General features: G+C 73.9%; 17 protein-coding genes (1 of these 17 only partly in view). 10 read left to right on the forward strand and 7 right to left on the reverse strand.

Going from position 1 to position 20841, the window contains the following annotated elements:
* Window positions 1-27: 27 nt before the first annotated feature.
* Window positions 28-420: a DUF742 domain-containing protein gene (locus tag OHA86_RS33250; protein ID WP_329181347.1), complete on the forward strand. Its 393-nt coding sequence runs from the start codon at window positions 28-30 to the stop codon at window positions 418-420.
* Window positions 421-490: 70 nt separating this feature from the next.
* Window positions 491-1102 carry a GTP-binding protein gene (locus tag OHA86_RS33255; protein ID WP_329181349.1) on the forward strand — a complete coding sequence of 204 codons (612 nt, stop codon included), beginning with the start codon at window positions 491-493 and terminating at the stop codon, window positions 1100-1102.
* A 98-nt stretch (window positions 1103-1200) separates the two neighbouring features.
* Here OHA86_RS33255 and glpK read toward each other — a convergent pair whose 3' ends face one another.
* Window positions 1201-2733, reverse strand: a complete 1533-nt coding sequence (glpK, locus tag OHA86_RS33260) for a glycerol kinase GlpK (RefSeq protein WP_329181351.1) — start codon at window positions 2731-2733, stop codon at window positions 1201-1203.
* 268 nt (window positions 2734-3001) lie between these two features.
* Here glpK and OHA86_RS33265 point away from each other — a divergent pair, with 268 nt between their 5' ends.
* The 4 genes from OHA86_RS33265 to OHA86_RS33280 are packed head-to-tail and all read left to right on the forward strand — an operon-like array spanning window position 3002 to window position 7254.
* Window positions 3002-3883 carry an NUDIX hydrolase gene (locus OHA86_RS33265; protein WP_329181353.1) on the forward strand — a complete coding sequence of 294 codons (882 nt, stop codon included), beginning with the start codon at window positions 3002-3004 and terminating at the stop codon, window positions 3881-3883.
* Entirely contained in the window at window positions 3880-4944 is a 1065-nt protein-coding gene (locus OHA86_RS33270) for a molecular chaperone DnaJ (RefSeq protein WP_329181354.1), read from the forward strand. Before OHA86_RS33265 ends, OHA86_RS33270 begins: the two co-directional genes overlap by 4 nt.
* 55 nt (window positions 4945-4999) lie before the next feature.
* Window positions 5000-5911, forward strand: a complete 912-nt coding sequence (locus OHA86_RS33275) for a hypothetical protein (RefSeq protein ID WP_329181356.1) — start codon at window positions 5000-5002, stop codon at window positions 5909-5911.
* A complete protein-coding gene (locus tag OHA86_RS33280; RefSeq protein WP_329181357.1) occupies window positions 5908-7254 on the forward strand; it encodes an adenylosuccinate synthetase in 1347 nt (448 codons plus the stop codon). The genes OHA86_RS33275 and OHA86_RS33280 overlap by 4 nt, the downstream gene beginning before the upstream one ends.
* On the opposite strand, the gene OHA86_RS33285 is transcribed toward OHA86_RS33280, so the two are convergent.
* Entirely contained in the window at window positions 7179-7997 is an 819-nt protein-coding gene (locus OHA86_RS33285) for a M15 family metallopeptidase (RefSeq protein WP_329181358.1), read from the reverse strand. The two genes, OHA86_RS33280 and OHA86_RS33285, sit on opposite strands and share 76 nt — an antisense overlap.
* Window positions 7998-8106: 109 nt before the next feature.
* Between OHA86_RS33285 and OHA86_RS33290 the strand changes: the two genes are divergently transcribed.
* Window positions 8107-8658, forward strand: a complete 552-nt coding sequence (locus tag OHA86_RS33290; protein WP_329181360.1) for an NUDIX domain-containing protein — start codon at window positions 8107-8109, stop codon at window positions 8656-8658.
* On the opposite strand, the gene OHA86_RS33295 is transcribed toward OHA86_RS33290, so the two are convergent.
* Window positions 8625-11018 (reverse strand): glycoside hydrolase family 31 protein, encoded by a 2394-nt coding sequence (locus tag OHA86_RS33295; RefSeq protein ID WP_329181362.1) that lies wholly within the window; start codon window positions 11016-11018, stop codon window positions 8625-8627. The two genes, OHA86_RS33290 and OHA86_RS33295, sit on opposite strands and share 34 nt — an antisense overlap.
* Before the next feature lie 158 nt (window positions 11019-11176).
* On the opposite strand from OHA86_RS33295, the gene OHA86_RS33300 reads away from it, so the two are divergent.
* Window positions 11177-13195, forward strand: coding sequence for an acetoacetate--CoA ligase (locus OHA86_RS33300; RefSeq protein ID WP_329181364.1), 2019 nt, complete (start codon window positions 11177-11179; stop codon window positions 13193-13195).
* Between the two features lie 19 nt (window positions 13196-13214).
* On the opposite strand, the gene OHA86_RS33305 is transcribed toward OHA86_RS33300, so the two are convergent.
* Both OHA86_RS33305 and OHA86_RS33310 read right to left on the reverse strand, forming a co-directional pair.
* A complete protein-coding gene (locus OHA86_RS33305; protein WP_329181365.1) occupies window positions 13215-14630 on the reverse strand; it encodes a cellulose binding domain-containing protein in 1416 nt (471 codons plus the stop codon).
* A 109-nt stretch (window positions 14631-14739) separates the two neighbouring features.
* Window positions 14740-16068, reverse strand: coding sequence for an aminotransferase class I/II-fold pyridoxal phosphate-dependent enzyme (locus OHA86_RS33310; RefSeq protein WP_329181366.1), 1329 nt, complete (start codon window positions 16066-16068; stop codon window positions 14740-14742).
* A gap of 162 nt (window positions 16069-16230) precedes the next feature.
* Between OHA86_RS33310 and OHA86_RS33315 the strand changes: the two genes are divergently transcribed.
* Together OHA86_RS33315 and OHA86_RS33320 are read left to right on the forward strand one after the other, a co-directional pair.
* On the forward strand, window positions 16231-17532 hold the full coding sequence (locus OHA86_RS33315; protein WP_329181367.1) for an MFS transporter: 1302 nt from the start codon (window positions 16231-16233) through the stop codon (window positions 17530-17532).
* Between the two features lie 31 nt (window positions 17533-17563).
* Complete coding sequence (locus OHA86_RS33320; RefSeq protein WP_329181369.1) at window positions 17564-18601, forward strand: hypothetical protein; 1038 nt, start codon at window positions 17564-17566, stop codon at window positions 18599-18601.
* 133 nt (window positions 18602-18734) lie between these two features.
* On the opposite strand, the gene ptsP is transcribed toward OHA86_RS33320, so the two are convergent.
* Entirely contained in the window at window positions 18735-20405 is a 1671-nt protein-coding gene (ptsP, locus tag OHA86_RS33325; RefSeq protein ID WP_329181370.1) for a phosphoenolpyruvate--protein phosphotransferase, read from the reverse strand.
* Between the two features lie 10 nt (window positions 20406-20415).
* On the reverse strand, window positions 20416-20841 hold the 3' portion of the coding sequence (locus OHA86_RS33330; RefSeq protein WP_329181372.1) for a PTS sugar transporter subunit IIA. It continues 24 nt past the right edge of the window; only the last 426 of its 450 coding nucleotides appear in the window; its start codon lies off the right edge, out of view; the stop codon is at window positions 20416-20418.

Here is a 20841-nt window from a genome sequence, read left to right on the forward strand (position 1 = left end):
CGAACGGAGTTGGGGTGACAGGGTGACATGACGTCTGAATCGGACCGCTGGTACGACGACGCGGCGGGGCCGGTGGTGCGGCCCTACGCGATGACCCGCGGGCGCACGACTCACGCGGCCGAGGCGAAGCTCGACCTGATCGCCCTGGTGATCGCACGGTCCGACGACGCCGACGCGGGTCTGGACGACGACCGCACTCTGTCGCCCGAGCACCTGGACATTGTCGAGCGCTGCCTGGCGCAGGCGGTGTCGGTGGCCGAACTGGCCGCCGACCTCGATCTGCCGATAGGCGTCGTCCGGGTACTCATCGGCGATCTGCTGGAGGCCGGGCATGTCACGGTCCGCCAGCCGGTGCCGCCGGCCGAGCTGCCGGACGAGAGCATCCTGCGCGAGGTCATCAACGGTCTGCGGGCGCTGTAACGCCCGCTAGGCTGCTCTTGCGTCCCACGCACACCCCAAGTCCCCACCGTCGCAGGGAAGTTGAAGAATCATGGCCATCGCCGAAGCCGAGCGCAGCCGTCAGCCGTCCGCCGCGGAGCCGGTCGCGCTCAAGCTGCTGGTGGCCGGCGGCTTCGGGGTCGGCAAGACGACCCTGGTCGGCGCGGTCAGCGAGATCAGGCCGCTGCGGACCGAGGAGGCGCTGAGCGAGGCGGGCCGCCCGGTGGACGACCTCGCGGGCATCGAGTCCAAGAACACCACCACGGTGGCCATGGACTTCGGCAGGATCACGCTGCGCGAGAACCTGGTGCTCTACCTGTTCGGCACGCCGGGCCAGGACCGGTTCTGGTTCCTGTGGGACGAGCTGGCACAGGGCGCGCTGGGCGCGGTGGTGCTCGCCGACACCCGGCGGCTCGAGGACTGCTTCGCCGCGGTCGACTACTTCGAGCGGCGCGGCATCCCCTTCACGGTCGCGGTGAACTGCTTCGACGGCGCCACCCTGCACGAGCCCGACGTCGTCACCGACGCGCTGGACCTCGATCCCGCGGTGCCGGTGGTGCTGTGCGACGCGCGGGAGCGCGAGTCGGCCAAGCAGGTGCTGATCACGGTGGTCGAGCACGCGGCGGCGACGGCGGCCGGCCGCCGCACCCCCGCCGCCACCTGAGCCGCGCCGTCCGCTGACATGCGCTGCCACCTGCGCCGCCACCTGCGCCGCGCCGCCGGCCGACTCCCGCCGCCGGCCGACCCGTGCCGGCCCGGGCGTCAGCCCACCGGCACCGCCCGCTCGTCGTCGAGCCACCCGAAGCTGCGCTCCACCGCCTTCTTCCAGCGCCGGTATTCGCGGGCGCGCACCGCCCCGGTCATCGCCGGACTCCAGCGGGTGTCCTCCCGCCAGTGCGCCCTGAGTTCGTCGGGTCCGTCCCACACACCGGTGGCGAGCCCGGCCGCGTAGGCGGCGCCCAGGCTCGTGGTCTCGGCGACCACCGGCCGGATCACCGGCACACCCAGCACGTCGGCCTGGTGCTGCATCAGCAGCCCGTTGACGGTCATGCCGCCGTCCACCCGCAGCGCGCCGATCCGTACCCCGGAGTCGCGCTGCATCGCGTCGACCACCTCGCGGGTCTGCCAGCTGGTCGCCTCCAGGACCGCCCTGGCCAGATGCGCCTTGGTGACGTACGCGGTCAGGCCGGTGACCACCCCGCGCGCGTCGGACCGCCAGTAGGGCGCGAAGAGACCGGAGAAGGCGGGTACGACGTAGGCGCCGCCGTTGTCCGGGACGCTCGCGGCCAGCGGTTCGATCTCCCCGACGGAGCGGATGATGCCGAGCCGGTCGCGCAGCCACTCCACCAGCGCCCCGGTGATCGCGATCGAGCCCTCCAGGCAGTACACGGGCCGTTCGCCCGCCAGCTGGTGGCCGACCGTGGTGAGCAGGCCGCTGGCGGACGGCACCGGGCGGCTTCCGGTGTTGAGCAGCAGGAAGCTCCCGGGTCCGTAGGTGTTCTTGGCCTCGCCGAGGTCGAAGCAGGTCTGCCCGAACAGCGCGGCCTGCTGGTCGCCGAGCGCGGCGGCCACCGGTACGCCCGCGAGCCGGCCGGTGGCCGTGCCGTAGACCTCGGCCGAGGGGCGGATCCGCGGCAGGACTGCCTCGGGGATGTCCATCGCGGCCAGGATCGCCGGGTCCCAGTCCAGGGTGTGCAGGTCCATCAGCAGGGTGCGTGAGGCGTTGCTGACGTCGGTGATGTGGACACCGCCCGCAGTGCCGCCGGTGAGGTTCCAGACCAGCCAGGAGTCGATGGTGCCGAAGGCGATCTCGCCGCGCTCGGCCCGGTACCGCAGCCCCGGCACATGGTCGAGCAGCCAGGCGATCTTCGGGCCCGAGAAGTAGGGGGCCAGCGGCAGCCCCGTGGTGTCGCGGAAGCGGTCCTGTCCGTAGCCGCCGCCGAGTTCCGTGCACAGCGCGGCGGTGCGGGTGTCCTGCCACACCACGGCGTTGTGCACCGGGCGGCCGGTGGAACGGTCCCACAGCACCACCGTCTCGCGCTGGTTGGCGATGCCGAGCGCGGTCAGCTGGTCAGGGCGCAGCCCGGCCCCCGCCAGCGCGCCCGACGCCACGGCCTGGACCTTCGCCCAGATCTCGGTGGCGTCCTGCTCGATCCAGCCGGGCCTGGGCAGGATCTGCCGGTGCTCGCGCCGGTCGGACCCGACGACCCGGCCCGCCGCGTCGAAGATCAGGCAGCGGGTGGAGGTGGTGCCCTGGTCGATCGCGGCTACATAGGTCGGGACGGTCTGGCTCATGTCACGCTCCCTTGCCCGGTCGGTGACGACCGTGTCGGGAATGGGCACGCGCGGACACGCGGTGTGCGCGACGCCCTCCCCCCGGGCGGCATCGCGATGCCGGAAGTGTTCCCCCGAGGTGACGGAGCGTCAAGCGGTCCCGCGCCGCGGGATCCTCCCGGTCCGTCGTGGACGCCGCCACAGGACCGTGATACGTTCTTCTCGTACCGAGAAAGACTCACAGTGAGAATACAAACCGCAGGGGCGATGGCGGAGTGGAGTGGCGGTCATGACGGATCCGGACGGCGGCACACAGGCGGAACGGGACTTCCTGGCCGAGTACGACCCGCGTGCCTTCGACCCGATCGCCGTCACCGTGGACGTGGTGGCGCTGACGCTGCGCACGGGCCGGCTGGAGGTGCTCGCCGTGCAGCGCGGCGGGCCGCCCTTCGCCGGCCGCTGGGCCCTGCCCGGCGGCTTCGTGCGGGCCGGCCGCGAATCGCTCGACGAGGCCGCGGCCCGCGAGCTGGCCGAGGAGACCGGTCTGGACGCCGCCGCGCTCGGCCGGGTCCACCTCGAACAGCTCGGGTCCTACGGCAGCCCGCAGCGCGACCCCCGGATGCACGTGGTCTCGGTCGCCTACCTCGCCTTCGCCCCCGGACTGCCGGACGCGCAGCCGGGCGGCGACGCGGCGGGAGCGGGCTGGCTGCCGGTCGAAGCAATATCACCGCGGGGGCAACCGGACGCGGCAGGTCCGCGTCCCTTCGAGCAGGGTCGGCGGTCCGGAACCTACGGGGGTGGTACCGGCCGCCGGCCCGGTCCCGACGACGCCGGAGGGCTCGCCTTCGACCACGGGCGCATCCTCGCCGACGGTCTGGAGCGGGCCAGGGCGAAGATCGAGTACACCCCGCTGGCCACCGCCTTCCTCGGCGAGACCTTCACGATCACCGAACTGCGGGCGGTCTACGAGACGGTGTGGGGCGCGCCGCTGCACGCCGGGAATTTCCACCGCAAGGTGCTGTCCGTACCCGGCTTCGTGGAGTCCACCGGCGAGACCGACTCCCGGCCCGGCAGCCGCGGCGGACCGCGCGCCCGCCTCTACCGGGCAGGCGACGCCCGGCTGCTGCACCCGGCGCTGCTGCGCCCCGACCGCGAGGCGGGGGTGCGATGACCGCCGCCGGGCCCCGCCCCGCCACCGCTGCCGCCGGGCCAGGTCCAGCCGCCGCCCGTGTCCGCCCGGCCGACTTCGACGCCGCCCTCGCCGCCCTGGCCGACGGCTTCCCCGCCGACCCGCGCGACGCCGCCCGGCACTACCGCCGCCTCGCCCTGCTGCTGCACCCCGACACCGCTCCGGCCGGCCGCACCGACCGGGCCGCCGCGGCCTTCGCCCGCCTCACCGCCGCCTGGCACGCCCGGCAGCAGACCATCGCCGGCCCGCGCCACACCTACCTCCTCGGCCCGGTGCTCGCCGACGGCGACCTCGCCACCCTGCGCACCGCCCGCTACGACCACGACGGCGACCGCCGCGCGGCCGTACTCAAGATCCCCCGCCAACCGCGGGACAACGACCTGATGGAGCACGAGGCCGACGTCCTGACCCGGCTGCGCACGGTTGGCGAGGCACGCCACCGCGCCTACGCGCCGACCTTGATCGAGAGCTTCCGGCAGCGGCACGACGACGGCACCGAGCACGTGGTGAACGCCCTCGCCGCGCTCACCGGATTCCACACCCTCGCCGAGGTCGCCGCGGCCCACCCCGGCGGACTCGACCCGCGGGACGCCGCCTGGATGTGGCGGCGGCTGCTGACCGCGCTGGGCTGGGCGCACCGCGCCCGGCTGATCCACGGCGCGGTCTTCCCCGAACACGTGCTGATCCACCCGGAGATGCACGGCCTGGTCCTGGTCGACTGGTGCTACGCCACCGCGACCGGCACCGACCTCCCCGTCCTGCTGCACCAGCACGCCGGCAGCTATCCGCCGGAGGCCGCGGCGCACCTGCCGGCGACCCCGGCCACCGACATCCACCTGGCGTCGCTGTGCGTCGGCGGGCTGATCGGCGACCTCGCACCGGCACCGCTGCGCGCCTTCCTGCGCGGCTGCACCCTGCCCGAGCAGCACCGGCGCCCGCAGGACGCCTGGCGGCTGCTCGCCGAACTGGACGACCTGCTGGAAAGGCTCTACGGCCCGCGCACCTTCCGGCCGTTCACGATGCCGGCCGCGCGTCCCGCGTGACCGGCCCGCACCACCGCACACCGCACCGCACACCACACCGCAAGGGGGACACACCATGGGCAGCGGAAGCTGGTCCACCAACGTCTACGACGCCGCCGAGCGCTACCGAGCCGCCTCCGGCACCGGCGCCTTCGCCTACAGCGACCACGTCAGGCACAGCGCACCCAGGAACACCTGGCGCGCGCACCAGTCGCTCGACCCGCACGGCCTGACCGTCCGCGAGAGCCGCGACTCCGTCGAGCACCCCACCTCGCTGGCCATCTCCGTCCTCTTCGACGTCACCGGCTCCATGGGCGGCGTCCCGCGCACCCTGCAGACCAAACTGCCCGAGCTGTTCGGCCTGCTGCTGCGCAAGGGCTACGTCCAGGACCCGCAGATCCTCTTCGGCGCGGTCGGCGACGCCACCTGCGACCAGGTCCCGCTCCAACTCGGCCAGTTCGAGTCCGACAACCGGATGGACGACGACCTCGGCAACATCCTGCTGGAGGGCGGGGGCGGCGGCCAGATGACCGAGTCGTACGAACTCGCGCTCTACGCCATGGCCCGGCACACCGCGCTGGACTGCCACGACAAGCGCGGCCGGCGCGGCTACCTCTTCCTCATCGGCGACGAGATGCCCTACGGCAAGGTCAAGGCCCGCGAAGTGCGCGCCGTCCTCGGTGAGACGATCCCGCACGACATCCCCGTCCAGGACATCCTCGCCGAGCTGAAGCGCAGATTCCACGTCCACTACATCCTCCCGGCCGGCGCCTCCCACGCGGGAAACTCCGAAGTCCTCACCCTGTGGCGCCGCCTGCTGGGCCAGAACGTCATCGAGCTGGACGACCTCGACGCGGTCTGCGAGACCATCGCGCTGACCGTCGGCCTGGGCGAGGAGGCCATCGACCTCGCCACCGGCCTGGCCGACCTGGCCGACGTCGGCTCCACGGCGGTCGACTCGGTCGCGCGGGCGCTGTCGGGCCGGTGACGGGCGCGACCCCGGCCCCGGCAGGGCCGATACGCCGGCACACCCTCGTCGTGGACCTCGGCTTCGGCGACGCGGGCAAGGGCGCCACCGTCGACCGGCTCTGCCAGGGCGGCGGGGTCGCCGCCGTCGTCCGCTTCAACGGCGGCGCCCAGGCCGCCCACAACGTCGTCACCTCCGACGGCCGGCACCACACCTTCGCCCAGTTCGGCTCGGGCACCCTGCGCGGGGTGCCCACCCAGCTCTCCCGCTTCACCGCGGTGGACCCGCTCGCGCTGGCCGCCGAGGCCGACCACCTGCGCGCGCTCGGCGTCCCCGACCCGTACGCGCTGCTCGGCGTCGACCGGGACGCCCCGCTGACCACGCCCTACCACGCGGCCGCCAACCGCCTGCGCGAGCAGGCCAGGGGCGAGGACCGGCACGGCTCGTGCGGGATGGGGGTCGGGGAGACCGCCCGTTACGCGCTGGCCCACCGGGACGACGCGCCGACCGCGGGCGACTGCGCGTCACGCCCCCGGCTGCTGCGCCGGCTGCGGCTGCTGCGGGACCGGCTCACCGACGAACTCGGCCCGCTGCCCGCACCGCCGGTGGAGGCGTGCGCCGAGGCGTACACCGCCTTCGCCCGCGCCGTCCGGCTCACCGACGGGACCCGGCTGCGCGAACTGGCCGCGCGGGGGCCGCTGGTCTTCGAGGGCGCCCAGGGCGTCCTGCTGGACGAATGGCACGGCTTCCACCCGTACACCACCTGGTCGACCACCACCTTCGGCAATGCCGAGACGCTGCTGGCCGAGGCGGGCGCGGCGGGCGAGGGGCTGCGGCTGGGGGTGGTGCGCACGTACACCACCCGGCACGGGCCCGGGCCGCTGGTCACCGAGGACCCCGAGCTGAACGCGCTGCTGCCGGAACCGCACAACGGCCACGGCCGCTGGCAGGGCGCCTTCCGCGTCGGCCACTTCGACGCGGTCGCGCACACCTACGCGGCCGAGGTCTGCGGGGGAGTGGACGCCCTGGCCGTCACCCACCTCGACGCGCCCCGCCGGTGCCGTTCGCTGCGGATCTGCCGCGCCTACGGCCTCGACGGCGCCCTGGTCGAACGCCTCCCGGCCGGGCCGCCCGGCGACCTGGCGCGGCAGGCGGAGCTGACCGGGCGGATGCTGCGCGCGTCGCCCGCCGTGTGGGACACCCCGGGCCGCGACCCGCGCCACTGGAGCGCGGCGATCGGGTCACTGCTCGGGGCGCCGGTGATGCTGGAGTCCTCGGGACCCGCCCGTCAGCGCCTCAGGGACCCGCGGTCCACGGGGAAGTCGAAATACGTGCCGGGGAAGGGCTCGGCAGCGAGCGTGTAGTGCCACCACTCCTCGGGGAGGTTGGTGAAGCCCTGCGCGTCCAGGGCGTTCATGAGCAGCATCCGGTTGGCGTGCTGGACGCCATGGACCCGCGGGTCGAGGGTGTGGGCGAGGGTGTCGAAGCAGTCGAAGCCGGTGCCCATGTCCAGGGAATTGTCGGGGAAGCGCTGGTCCTTCGGGCCGTAGCACGGCGTCAGCGGCTCACCGGGACGGTAGGGGCGGGTGGGCCTGGCCGGCAGCGGGACGATCGTCAGGTCCATGGTGCTGCCGCGGCTGTGCCCGGATTTCGCGGCGATGTAACCGTCCGCGAACAAGCGGGTCTTGTCGACCTGCGGGTAGAACTCCGCCTTCATCCTGGTGTCGTCCAGGTCCTCCGCCCAGGTGACGAAGGTGTCGACGGCGCGCTGCGGCCGGTAGCAGTCGTAGACCTTGAGGGAGTGGCCGCTGCGCAGCAGCCGCACCTGCGCCCGGTGCAGGCCCTCGGCCGCGGCCCTGGTCAGGATGCACATCGGTGCGCGGTAGCCGTCGACCGGCGCGCCGGTGAAGTTGTGCGGGCTGTAGTACCGCATCTCCTGGATGATCGTCGGGTCCACGTCCCGCAGCGCGACGAACTGCGCGGGCGCCGTGGGCTCCTGATGCCCCGGATGCCCGGAACGCGCCTGGGCCGGACCGCCCGCGGCGACCGCGACCAGTGTGACGAGAGGCACGGCGAGTGCCCGCAGGAGAGAAGTGAGTTTCGGCATCCCTCTGGCCTATCAGGTCCCGGGCGTGCCGCGACAGGTGATCGGATACAGTCCGGGCGTGTCCGCTGCCGTGCCAGAACCCCCGACGACGCCTTCGACGGAGCCCCCGATGGAGCCCGCGGTGACGCACCCGGTGAAGAACTCCCACTGCTCCTCGTGCGGTACGCGCTACCCGGCCGACGCCGGCTGGCCGCGCCGCTGCCCGGGCTGCGGCACCTTCGCCTACCGCAATCCCTCGCCGGTCGCCGTCGCCCTGCTGCCGGTCCGCGGGCCGCGGGGCACCGGCCTGGTCGTCATCCGCCGCACCATCGAGCCCAGCCGCGGCCTGCTGGCGCTGCCCGGCGGCTTCATCGACCACGGCGAGAGCTGGCAGCACGCGGTGACCCGCGAACTGGCCGAGGAGACCGGCATCACCGCCGCCGACTCCGACGTCGTACTCGCCGACGCCCTCACCGACGAGGCCGGCGGCTATCTGCTGCTGTTCGGGCTGCTGCCGGAGCGCGACGCCGGCGAACTGCCGCCGTCCGTACCGACGGACGAGACCGAGGGCCACCAACTGCTGGACGCCCCGCAGGAACTGGGCTTCCCGCTGCACACCCTGGCGGCGGGGCGCTGGTTCGCCGGCGGCTACGAACCGGCGCCGCGCACCCGTACGGTGTAGGCGGGCGTCGCCCCGCCGTCCCGCTCGACGACCACCGCGCCGTCCGCCCACCGCGACACGAAGCGCTCCATCCGCGGTTTGGCCCACCCCTCGGGGTCGCCGGTGAAGACCACCCCGCCGCCGGTCCTCCCCTGCCGCGGCGCCCACACCTCCAGCTCCGTCCTGCCGTCCGCGCCCGCCACCGGCAGCACCGCGCCCGCGCGCGCCAGCACCGGGATGCGGCCCAGCGGCGCGTCGAGCAGCACCTGCGCGCGCCCGCGGTGCGGCTCACCGGTCGCGGTGTCGTACCAGAGCCCGCGCGGCAGCCGTACCGACCGGGTCCTGGCGCCCGCTTCGAGCACCGGCGCGACCAGCAGCGAGTCACCCAGCAGGAAGGCGTCACCGCAGTCCCGCAGCGCCCGGTCGCCGGGCGAATTCCACCACAGCGGGCGCACGTACGGCGCCCCGGTGCGGTGCGCGACATGCGCCAGGGTGTCCAGGTACGGCAGCAGCCTGCCCCGGCCCGCCAGCGCGGCCCCGGCGTGCGCCAGCACCTCGGGCCCGAACTCCCACGGCTCGCGGTGCCCCGCGTCGATCGCCGAATGCGTACGGAAGAACGGCAGATACGCGCCCAGCTGGAACCAGCGCAGATACAGCTCGGGCGACGGCGACCCGGTGAAACCGCCCACGTCGGGACCCGAGTACGGCACCCCGCACAGGCCGAGCCCCAGCACCAGCGCCAGCGACGCGCGCAGCCCCGCCCAGCCGGTCGCCACATCGCCCGACCAGGTGCCGCCGTACCGCTGCATGCCCGCCCAGCCCGACCGGGAGAAGAGGAAGGGGCGTTGCTCCGGGCGCAGTTCGCACAGCCCGTCGTATCCGGCGCGGGCCATCGCCAGCGCGTAGACGTTGTGCGCCTCGCGATGGTCGCCGCCGCGGCCCTCCAGCGCGTGCCGGGCCGAACGCGGCAAGGTGGCGTCGCCGAAAGCGGCGAAGGACACCGGCTCGTTCATGTCGTGCCACACCCCGGCGAAGCCCTGCGCGAGCCGCTCGGCGTACAGGCCGCCCCACCACGCGCGCACCCGGGGGTCGGTGAAGTCGGGGAAGACCGCGTCGCCCGGCCACACCACGCCCCTGACCTCCCGGCCGCGCGCGTCCCGTACGAACGCGTCCACCGCCCGGCCCCCGTCGTAGACCGCCAGCCCCGGCTCGGCCTTCACCGCCGGGTCCACGATCGACACCAGGCGCACCCCCTGCGCGGCCACGTCGCGGGCGAGACCCGGCAGGTCGGGGAAGCGCTCCGGGTCGGCGGTGAAGATCCGGTGGCCGTCGAAGTGGTCGATGTCCAGGTGCAGCACCGCCAGCGGCAGCCCGCGCTCGCGGTAGCCGTCGACGACCCTGCGCACCTCCCGCTCGCTGCCGAAGCCCCACCGCGAGTGGTGGTAGCCCAGCGCCCAGCGCGGCGGCACCGCGGGCCGCCCGGTCAGCGCGGTCCAGCCGGCCAGGACGCGCGAGGGCGTCCCGGTGATCACCCAGTAGCGCAGCGGGCCGCCGTCCATCCGCAGTTCGCAGCCGCCTTCCCGGTCGTGACCCGAGCCCGCGCCCTCCTCGCCGTCCCGCAAGGTGACCCGGCCGTCCCAGGAGTTGTCGTGGAAGACCAGGTGGCAGCCCGCGTCGGCGACCACCAGCTGGACCGGCATCGTGATGTACAGCGGGTCGTCGCCCGGCTCGAAGGAACCGCCGGGGTCGGTGTTCCACAGCCGGTAGGAGCCCGCCGCCAGCCGCGGTCCCGCCGCCCGGCCGCCCAGGCCGTAGACCCGGGCGTCGGCCGGTGTCTCGGAGCGCTGCACCCAGCGCGCCCCGCCCCGGCCCTGCTCCGCGCCCACCGGGTCCCACCAGCGCGGCGGCAGTTCCCGGCGCAGCAGCTTGCCGCCCGGGGTGCGGATCTCCACCGCGCCGTGCCGGGAGACCCGCACCGTCACCCGCTCCGACACCACCCGCCAGCCGTCCGGGTCGGGTTCGAGCAGCGCCCGCGGGTCCGCCTCGGGGCACCCGCCGGCCGCCCGCTCCCGCGGCGAGCCCCACTTCGGGGTGGCCGCGACCGCGTACGACGGCTCGGGCTGCGCACCGTCCCAGCCGCAGAAGACCGCGCCGCCGACCCCGACCCGCACCTGGAGCACCGACCGGGCGAAGCGGATCGTGCCGCCGCCCGGCGCCGGCTCGGCCGCCACCGCCGCCCCCGGCACCCTGGCCCGCTCCGCGCGGTGCCCCGGCAGGTCCCTGGCGTCGGTGCGCCGCCGCCGCCAGGCGGATCTGGCCGTACGCCGTCCCTGGGCGGAACCCGCCATCCGTAGCGACCGCAGCAGGTCCCGAACATCCATGACCCCCACCTTTCCACTGCCCGGGCCTGCCGCGCCGCACGTTCAGCCGGTGTTCACCTTCGGGTGCGACCCGCGGTCCGCGACCCGCCCTGGCGCGCCGGACGATCGCATGGCATCGTCCTGACCAGCCGTGCCGTGGACCGTCCTGGAGCCGCCCCATGACCAGCAAGCCCGAAGCCGACCTCGCGCCGGAAGCCCTGTGGACACCGGGACCCGAACGCGTCGCCCGCGCTTCGGTGACCCGTTTCCAGCGCTGGGCGCACGAGCGCTTCGGCGCCCCCGCCGTCCTGCCCGACGACCCGCGGGGCGGTTACGCGGCACTGCACGCCTGGTCGGTGCGCGAGACGGCGGCCTTCTGGCAGGCGCTCACCGAGTGGTACGACGTACGCTTCGGCGCCCCCTACGACGCCGTCCTGGCCGACGACTCGATGCCCGGCGCCCGCTGGTTCCCCGGTGCGACCGTCAACTACGCCGAGCACGCGCTGCGGCCCGCCCTGGACACCGCCCGCGCCGGGCTGCCCGCCGTGCTGTACGTCGACGAGCGCATGGAGACCGGCATCCTGAGCTGGGCCGAGCTGTCCCGGCAGGTCGCCTCGCTCGCCGCGGCGCTCCGCCGGCTCGGCGTCACCCCTGGCGACCGGGTCAGCGGCTATCTGCCCAACATCCCGCAGGCCGCCGTCGCGCTGCTCGCCACCGCCGCGGTGGGCGGTGTGTGGACCTCCTGCGCTCCCGACTTCGGCGCCCGCAGCGTCCTGGACCGCTTCCAGCAGGTCGAGCCCGTGGTGCTGTTCACGGTCGACGGCTACCGCTACGGCGGCAAGGAGCACGACAGGACCGGCGTCGTCGCCGAGACCCGGGCCGCACTGCCGTCGCTGCGCGCGACCGTGCACATCCCGCTGCTGGGCACCCCGGCGCCCGAAGGCGCCCTGGAATGGCGCGATCTGGTCGCCGACGATCCGCAACCCGCCTATGAGCAGGTGCCGTTCGACCACCCGCTGTGGGTGCTGTACTCGTCGGGCACCACCGGGCTGCCCAAGGCGATCGTCCAGTCCCAGGGCGGCATCCTGCTCGAACACCTCAAGCAGACCGGCCTGCACCTCGACCTCGGCCCCGACGACCGCTTCTTCTGGTACACCTCCACCGGCTGGATGATGTGGAATTTCCTGGTGTCCGGGCTGCTGGTCGGCGCCACCGTGGTCCTCTACGACGGCAGCCCCGGCCATCCGGCGATCGAGGCGCAGTGGCGGGTGGCCGAGCAGACCGGCACCACCGTCTTCGGCACCTCCGCCGCCTACGTCATCGCCTGCCGCAAGGCCGACGTGCACCCCGGGCGGGACTTCGACCTGTCGCGGATCAGCTGTGTCGCCACCACCGGCTCGCCGCTGCCGCCCGACGGCTTCCGCTGGCTGCACGACGAGGTCGCCGCCGACCTGTGGATCGCCTCGGTCAGCGGCGGCACCGACGTCTGCAGCTGCTTCGCCGGCGGAGTGCCGACACTTCCCGTCCACGTCGGCGAGCTGCAGGCCGCCTGCCTCGGTACCGACCTCCAGGCCTGGGACGCGCAAGGCCGCCCGGTCGTCGACGAGGTCGGCGAGATGGTCGTCACCAATCCCATGCCGTCGATGCCGGTGCGCTTCTGGAACGACCCGGACGGCACCCGCTACCGCGACAGCTACTTCGAGATGTTCCCCGGAGCGTGGCGGCACGGCGACTGGATCACGCTGACCTCGCGCGGCACCGTGGTCATCCACGGCCGCTCCGACTCCACGCTCAACCGGCAGGGCGTCCGCATGGGTTCGGCCGACATCTACGAGGTCGTCGAACGCCTCCCGGAGATCCGCGAGTCCCTGGTCATCGGCATCGAGGAGCCGGACGGGGGCTACTGGATGCCGCTGTTCGTACGGCTCGCGGACGGCGCGGACTTGGACGACGCGCTGCGCGACCGGGTCGCCGCCGCGATCCGCGCCGAGTTGTCGCCGCGCCATGTGCCCGACGAGATCATCGCGGTGCCCGGTGTCCCGCACACCCTGACCGGCAAGCGCATCGAGGTCCCGGTCAAGCGGCTGCTCCAGGGCGCCGCGCTGGACAAGGCCGTCAACCCCGGCTCCGTGGACGACCTCGATGTGCTGCGCTTCTACGAGCGGCTGGGCGCCGAACGCGCGGCCGGCCGCCCGTAGAAGCACTCCCGCGGGAGGGTCAGCCGGTGTAGCCCGCGAAGATCTTCGAGAAGTCGTACGGTGCCTGCGCGACGTTGGTGCACTTGTACAGCGCGCCGTTGCAGGCGTTGGCGTCCCGCCCCTCCTCCCAGAACGACAGCAGGCCCAGGTGCTTGCCCTGCGCGAAGGAGACCAGCTGGCGGGCGTCGGCCTGGTCGTAGACGTGCCCGTCGTCGTTCTGGCCGAGCATCGGCGTCACCCCGAGCATCGCCCACAGCTGGGCGTCGGTCTTGGCCGGGTAGAGCGACTTGAGCTGGGCCTGGGTGCTGGTGGCCGCCTGGACCGCCGCGTCGCCGTAGTCGGCGCTGCGGTAGTAGTCCATGGCCATCAGGTTGACCAGGTCGAGGGTGACGCCGGCGTTCTTGGCGGAGGTGACCACGTTGAGGCCGTCCGCGGTCAGGCCCTCGGGCAGCACCGGCAGGGTCAGCGAGATCCGCAGCCCCGGGTGGGTCTGCTGGAGCTTGGCCAGCGCCTGGGAGCGCAGCGCGATCGACGCGGGCTCGGCGACCGCCGACCCCTCGATGTCGAAGTCGGCATAGGTCAGGTGGTACGCGTCCACGACGGCCGCGTATTCGGCGGCGAGCGCGTCCGCCGAGGTGCAGGCCTGGGCGAGTTCGATACCGCTGGCGCCGCCGAAGGACACCTTCACATCGCCGCCGGCCGCCCTGACGGCGTCGATCTGGTCCTTGGCCCATGCCTGGCGCGGGTCATAGGCGTTGAACCAGCTCGCCTTGCAGCCGGCCGACGTGACGAAGGCCAGCGTGAAGCTCTTGATCCCGCTCGCCTGGGACATCGCGGTGAGGCTGGGGGTGGGCCAGGCACCCATGTCCACGTAGGGCGCGGTGTGGATCGGGCCGGCAGGGGGAGTGCCACCGCCGCCGGTGGTGCCGGTGGTCGTGCCGCTCGTCGTGCCGGTGCTGGTCCCGGTCGTGGTTCCCGTACTGGTCCCGGTACTGGTCCCGCTCGTCGTGCCGGCGGACGTACCGGAGGAGGTGCCGCCGGCGCTGCCGCCGGGGTCGCAGGAGCCGCCGTTCAGCTTGCAGTTGGCGGGCACGCCGCTGCCCGAGCCGACCCAGCCGAAGGCCGCGGAGGCGCCGGGCGCGACCGAGCCGTTGTAGTCGCGGTTGGTGAAGGTGTAGTGCGTGCCGCTCTGGGTGAGCAGCGCGTCCCAGTAGCTGCCGACACTGCTGCCGGCCGGCAGGTCGAACTCCACCTTCCACGAACCGAGCGTCGACGTACCGCTGTTGGTGATCGTGTACTGCGCCTGGTAGCCGCTGCCCCAGTCGGAGGTCTTGGCGAAGGTGGCACCGGCCCCGCCCGCCGCCGAGGCGGTCGGGACGAGGAAGAGGACGAGCGTGCCGAAGAGCGCGAGGAGGAGGATGAGGGATCTTCGCATATCGGACTCCCATTTGGTCTGTACCAATGCCCCCCGGACACTGGATACGTGACCCGCGCCACCCCCGTCAAGAGTGCCGACACCCGCTCCGCCCGTATCTGACGTCGAGTCAACCCCCGTACGGGTTCAGCGACTCGGCCAGCACCTCCGCGAAGTCACCGGCCAGCCGCGCCGCGTCCGGTACCGACAGATCCGTCGTGGTGATCCGCACCCCGGGCGCGGCGGCGATCCGGAAACGGGCCCCGCCCGCCACCCACCAGCCGTGCGACCGCAGCCCGTTGACCACCGCCGACTCGTCCCGTACCGGCACCCAGACGTTGAGCCCGCTCACCCCGTGCGCTCCGATCCCGTGCCCGGCGAGCGCCGCGATCAGCGCCTCGCGCCGCTCCTGGTACGCCGTCGCCGCGCCGGCCACCAGCGCGCCGGTCGCCGGATCGGTCATCAGCCGCGCCACCGTCTCCTGGAGCACATGGCTGATCCAGCCCGAGGTCAGCAGCAGCCGCCCGTCGTGCCGGGCCAGCGTGGTCGCGTCGCATGCCAGCGCCGTCCAGCGCAGGTCGGTGCCCAGATGCTTGGAGACGGTGCGGATGTGCGCCCAGCGCGCCGGGCCGTCCGCGCCCGCCGTCACCAGCGAGTGCAGCGGACCGCCCGCGGTGTCGGCGCTGTGGTCGTCCTCCACCACCAGCGCCTCGGGTGCCCCGGCCAGCACCGCGAGCAGCTCCGCCCTGCGGCCGGCCGACATCCGCGAGCCGTACGGATTCTGCGCCCGCGGGCACAGCACCACCGCCCGCGCCCCGGCCCGCAGCGCCGACCGCAGGCCCTCGGGCCGCAACCCCTCGTCGTCCACCGGCACCGCGACCGTCCGCAGCCCCAGCGCCGGTACGAGGTCGAGCAGATGGTGGAAGCCCGGGTCCTCCACCGCCACCGCGTCCCCCGGCCGCAGCTCCACCGACAGCAGCCGCGCGATGCAGTCCAGCGCGCCGTGCGCGAAGGTCACCCGCTCGTCCGGCACCCCGTCCCGCGCGAACCACGCACGGGACAGCTCCTCCAGCTCCGCCAGCCGCGGCGACGCCCGGTGCGAACGCGCGCCGGGGGACAGCCGCCCGGGCGGCACCAGATCGGGCAGGAACGCCGGGTCGGGGTGCCCGCCCGCCAGGTCCCGCAGCCCCTCCGGCACCCGCGGCGGACGCCGCGAGGCCACCGCGGGAGCGGGCGCCACCACCGTGCCGCCCCGCCCCCTGGTCACCACGATGCCGCGGCGCCGCAGCTCCTTGTACGCCGTCGCCACCGTGCCCGGGCTCACCCCGAGCGCGTCGGCCAGGGCGCGCACCGGCGGCAGCGCCTCGCCCGGCCGCAACTGGCCGTCGGTGACCGCGTGTTCGGCCGACGCGGAAATCTCCCTGGCCGTCGCACCCTGGATCGCATATTGTGTCGCCACAGAGTTGATTATGTACCAATACAAAAGCGGTGGCAAGTGCGCGGCAACGGCACCCCACCGCCGAGCCGAGGGCGTGAGGCCGTGCAGGGGGCACCGATGATGCGACGGGCGCAGCGGGCACTGAGGATTCCGGAGATACCGGGCGGCCCTGACGGGCGGCGGATGCTCTGGATCAACCTCGTCGACAAGACCGGCTCCGGCCTGTGGCTCTCGATCACCGCCCTCTACTTCGTCGTTGTCGCGGGCCTCGACACCGCGAGCACCGGGCTCCTGCTCGGCCTCGGCGGCGTCGCGGGCATCGCGGGCGCGCCGGTCGCGGGCCGCCTCGCCGACCGGCTGCCGCTGACCCGCGTGCTGCTCGCGGTCCAGGTCGTCCGCGCCGCCTCCGGCCTGCTGCTGCTGTTCGCGCACGGCTTCTGGCAACTCCTGCCGCTGGTCGCCCTCGGCAGCCTCGGCGAACGCTCCGCCTCGGTCCTCACCAAGCTCTTCGCCGCCCGCGTCGCCGGCCAGGACCGCGCCCGCTACCAGGCCGTCCAGCGCACGGTGGTCAACCTCGGCTACACCCTCGGCGGCCTCGCCGCCTCCGCCGCCCTGGCCGCGGGCACCACCACCGTCTACCGGCTGCTGCTCCTCGGCGACAGCCTGTCCTTCGTACTCGTCGCCCTGCTGGTCGCCCGCTGCGCTGAACCGCCCTCCGCGACCAGGACGGTCGCGGTCGGCGCCCCGGTCACCACCGCTGGAACCGCGGCTCGCGCAGGCACGGTCACTTCCGCGGGCACCGCCGCACCGGCCGCCACCGCCCCGCCGCCGCGCCCGGCCGGCCCCTGGCGCGACACGGGCTACCTCGGCTACGCCGCACTCGACTCGGTGATGTTCCTCTACGGCTGCTCGCTCACCGTCGGCCTCCCGCTGTGGATCGTCACCCGCACCACCGCGCCGCACGGCCTGGCCGCCGCGGTCTTCGTCATCAACACCGTCCTGGTCGTCCTCCTCCAGGTCCGCCTGGCCCGCTACGGCAACTCCCCGCGCGTCGCCGCCAATTCGCTGCGCCAGGTCGCTGTCTGGTTCGTCCTGTCATGCGCCGCCACCGCTGTCGCCGTCCTGCACACCCGGTGGGCCGCGACCGTCGCCGTGGTGGCCGCCGCCATCGCCTTCACCGTCGTCGAGATGATCCAGTCCGCGGTCTCCTGGGAACTGTCCGTCAGCCTCGCCCCGGCACACCTCCAGGGCAGCTACGTCGGCGTGCACGGCCTCGCGCAGTCCACCTCCCGCTGCGTCGGGCCGCTGCTGCTCACCTCGGTCGTGATCGCGGCGGGACCGGCCGGCTGGCTCGGCCTCGGCGCCGTCCTCGCCGGCGCCGCGCTCCTCCAGCGCCGTATGGTCCTGCGCCGCCTCGACCGACCCGGCGCGGGGGTCGCGGAAGCCCCGTTGTCAGTGGTCCCGATTACATTCAGTGAGCAGTAGGGACCACTCGGATCCGCTCACAGGGGGAAAGATGTCACGCACCAGCAGCGCCGGCGTTCGCACCGGCAGCGCGAGCGCCACCGCCTTCGGCGCCGGGAATCACACCGCCGACCGCAGGCCCGACCGCACCCGCGCCCGCAAGCGCACCCGTAAAACATCATATACCGCCCGCAATCGCCCGCCAGGGCGCACCGCCTACCGCCGCGCCCTGCGCCGGGAGGCACCCACCGTGGTCGGGCTGCTGCTCGACGACCACGACTTCACCGCCATGACCGGCTATCCGAGCTTCCCCTTCCGCGACTACGGACTGTATCTGCACCACCTGGACGGGCTGCTGCGCTCCCTGCACGCCCAGGGCACCAGCGTCACCGTCACCCTCTTCGACCCCGACCAGTACGCCGACCACTGCGCCGACACCCGCAGGCCACCGGACACCCCCGTCTCCCGCACCCGCTACACCGCCGAGATCAGCACCACCGGCCCCACCGTCCGCTACACCCGGCAGCCCCTCGCGCTGCTGCGCACCCAGCTCGCCCACGAAGCCGCCCGCCGCGCCACCTGGGACCGGGCAGGCGACATCCTCGCCGCCGCAGGCCAGTGCCCCGAATGCGAAGAACCCGTCGCCCACTGCGCCTTCGACCTCGCCTCGCACACCCTGCTGCGCATCGTCGAGGCCGCCGGCCCCGGCTCCCACCACTTCGTGTGCAGCCTGCCGACCGCAGACGGGGACCCGCTGCTGGCCACCGCCCGCATCACCGCGGACCCCGACGGCGAACTCCACCTCACCGACACCGAGGCGCTGGTGCTCTGCACCGTCATGGCCGCCGCCCGGATCAGCGCCCGCCCCGGCGGCCTCGTCCTGCGCACCACCGACAAAGGAACCGACACCGTCCACGGCTGGTCCCTGCACCCCGAAGGACCGCGCCCGCTCACCGAGGCCGAGGTCTTCAACGCGTACTGCACCGACCCCGACACCGGTGACCCCGTGCCACCGGAAGCCGGAGTGCGCTACCGGGCCGGCCTCCCGCTGCCACCGCCGCCCCCCGGCGACATGCCCCGCCCCCGATGACGGGCGGGCCGCCACCCAGGACGGCCGCCCCGCCCGTCACGCCGTTAAGCGGCACCGGAAACCCGGAAGGGCGCCCCACCGCGAGGTGAAGCGCCCTTCCCCGGGACAGTGACGACCCGCCGCCGCCCGCCGGCTACTCGCCGGACAGCACACCCTGCACGGCCCGCCGTGCCTCGTCCGCGCTGTCGGTCGCCCGCGCCGCGGCCGCCGCACGCTCGCACTGCGCCAGCGTGTACTTCGCCAGCGTCGCCCGCACGTAAGGAATCGACGCCGCACCCATCGAAAGGCTGGTGACACCGAGACCGGTCAGCACACACGCCAGCAGCGGATCCGCCGCCGCCTCGCCGCACACACCGCAGCTCTTCCCCTCGGCCTTGGCCGCCTCGGCGGCCAGCGCCACCAGGTCGAGCAGCGCGGGCTGCCACGGGTCCTGCAACCGCGCGACCGCGCCCACCTGCCGGTCGGCGGCGAAGGTGTACTGCGCCAGATCGTTCGTGCCGAGCGAAAGGAACTCCACCTCCCGCAGAATCGACCTGGCCCGCAGAGCGGCCGACGGGATCTCCACCATGGCGCCGAACTTCGCCGCGAGTCCCGCCGCACGACAGGCGTCGGCGAACGCCTTCGCGTCCTGCCGGTCGGCCACCATCGGTGCCATGACCTCCAGATGCACCGGCAGCCCGGCCGCGGCCGCCGTCAGCGCCCGCAGCTGGGTGCGCAGCACCTCCGGATGGTCCAGCAGCGAGCGCAGCCCGCGCACACCGAGCGCGGGGTTCGGCTCGTCCGCCGGCGTCAGGAAGTCCAGCGGCTTGTCGGCGCCCGCGTCCAGCACGCGCACCACCACCCGGCCGCCGGGGAACGCCGTCAGCACCTGCCGGTACGCCTCGACCTGCTGCTCCTGCGACGGCGCCGTCGCCGAGTCGTCCAGGAAGAGGAACTCGGTACGGAACAGCCCCACGCCCTCCGCACCCGCCGCCACCGCGGCGGGCACATCCGCCGGACCGCCGACATTCGCCAGCAGCGGCACCTTGTGCCCGTCCGACGTCGCACCCGGTCCCGACGACGCGGCCAGTGCCGCCTTGCGCTCGGCCGCCGCCTCGGTCAACGCGGCGCGCCGCTCCGCGCTCGGCTCGACGAACACCTGGCCGCTGCTGCCGTCCACCGCGATCACCGTCCCTTCGGACAGTTCACCCGCGCCCGGCAGCGCCACCACCGCGGGCACACCCAGCGCCCGCGCCAGAATCGCGCTGTGACTGGTCGGCCCGCCCTCCTCGGTGACGAAGCCCAGCACCAGCGCCGGGTCGAGCAGCGCAGTGTCGGCCGGCGCCAGATCCCGCGCGATCAGCACATACGGCTCATCACTGTCCGGCACCCCCGGCATCGGCACCCCCAGCAGCCGCGCCACGATCCGGTTCCGTACGTCATCGAGGTCCGCGACCCGCCCGGCCAGGTAGTCGCCGGCGCCGGCGAGCAGCGCACGGTAGGAGGCGAAAGCGTCGTAGGCGGCACGCTCGGCCGTACTGCCCACCGCGACCCTGCGCTCGATGTCGGCCATCAGCTCCGGGTCGAGCGCCATCAGCGACTGGGCCTCGAGCACCGCCTGCGCCTCACCGCCGGCCAGTTGGCCCCTGGCGTTGAGGTCCGCGGCCACCGCCTCCACCGCCTGCCGGGCCCGCCCCTGCTCACGAGCGGTGTCCCCGGGCGCGATCTGCTTGGCCGGCGGCTCCAGAACCGCCGTACCCATGTGCCGTACCTCGCCGATCGCCACACCGTGGCTGACTCCGACGCCCTGCAGCGTTGTCTCCATGGGTCCCGGCCTACTTCCAGCTGAAGAGAGTGTCACCGGCCGCCACGTCGGCGGACTCGACCAGCTCGGTCAGTGCGTCGGCGGTGGCCTCCAGCGCGACCACCGGGCAGATCGGGGACTTCCCCGACGCCTCGACGGCTGCCGGGTCCCAGCGCACGACGGCCTCGCCGCGGGCCACGGTGTCGCCCTTCGACACCAGCAGCTCGAAGCCCTCTCCATTGAGCTGAACAGTGTCGATGCCAAGATGGGTCAGCACTCCGTGGCCGGCGTCGTCCACGACGACGAAGGCGTGCGGGTGCAGGGAGACGATCACCCCGTCCACCGGAGACACCGCCTCACCGGGCTCGCGCACCGGGTCGATGGCCGTACCGGGACCCACCATCGCCCCGGAGAACACCGGGTCGGGCACTGCCGCGAGCCCGATGGCCCGGCCGGC

The sequence above is a fragment of the Streptomyces sp. NBC_01477 genome (assembly GCF_036227245.1).
Classification (GTDB): Bacteria; Actinomycetota; Actinomycetes; order Streptomycetales; family Streptomycetaceae; genus Actinacidiphila.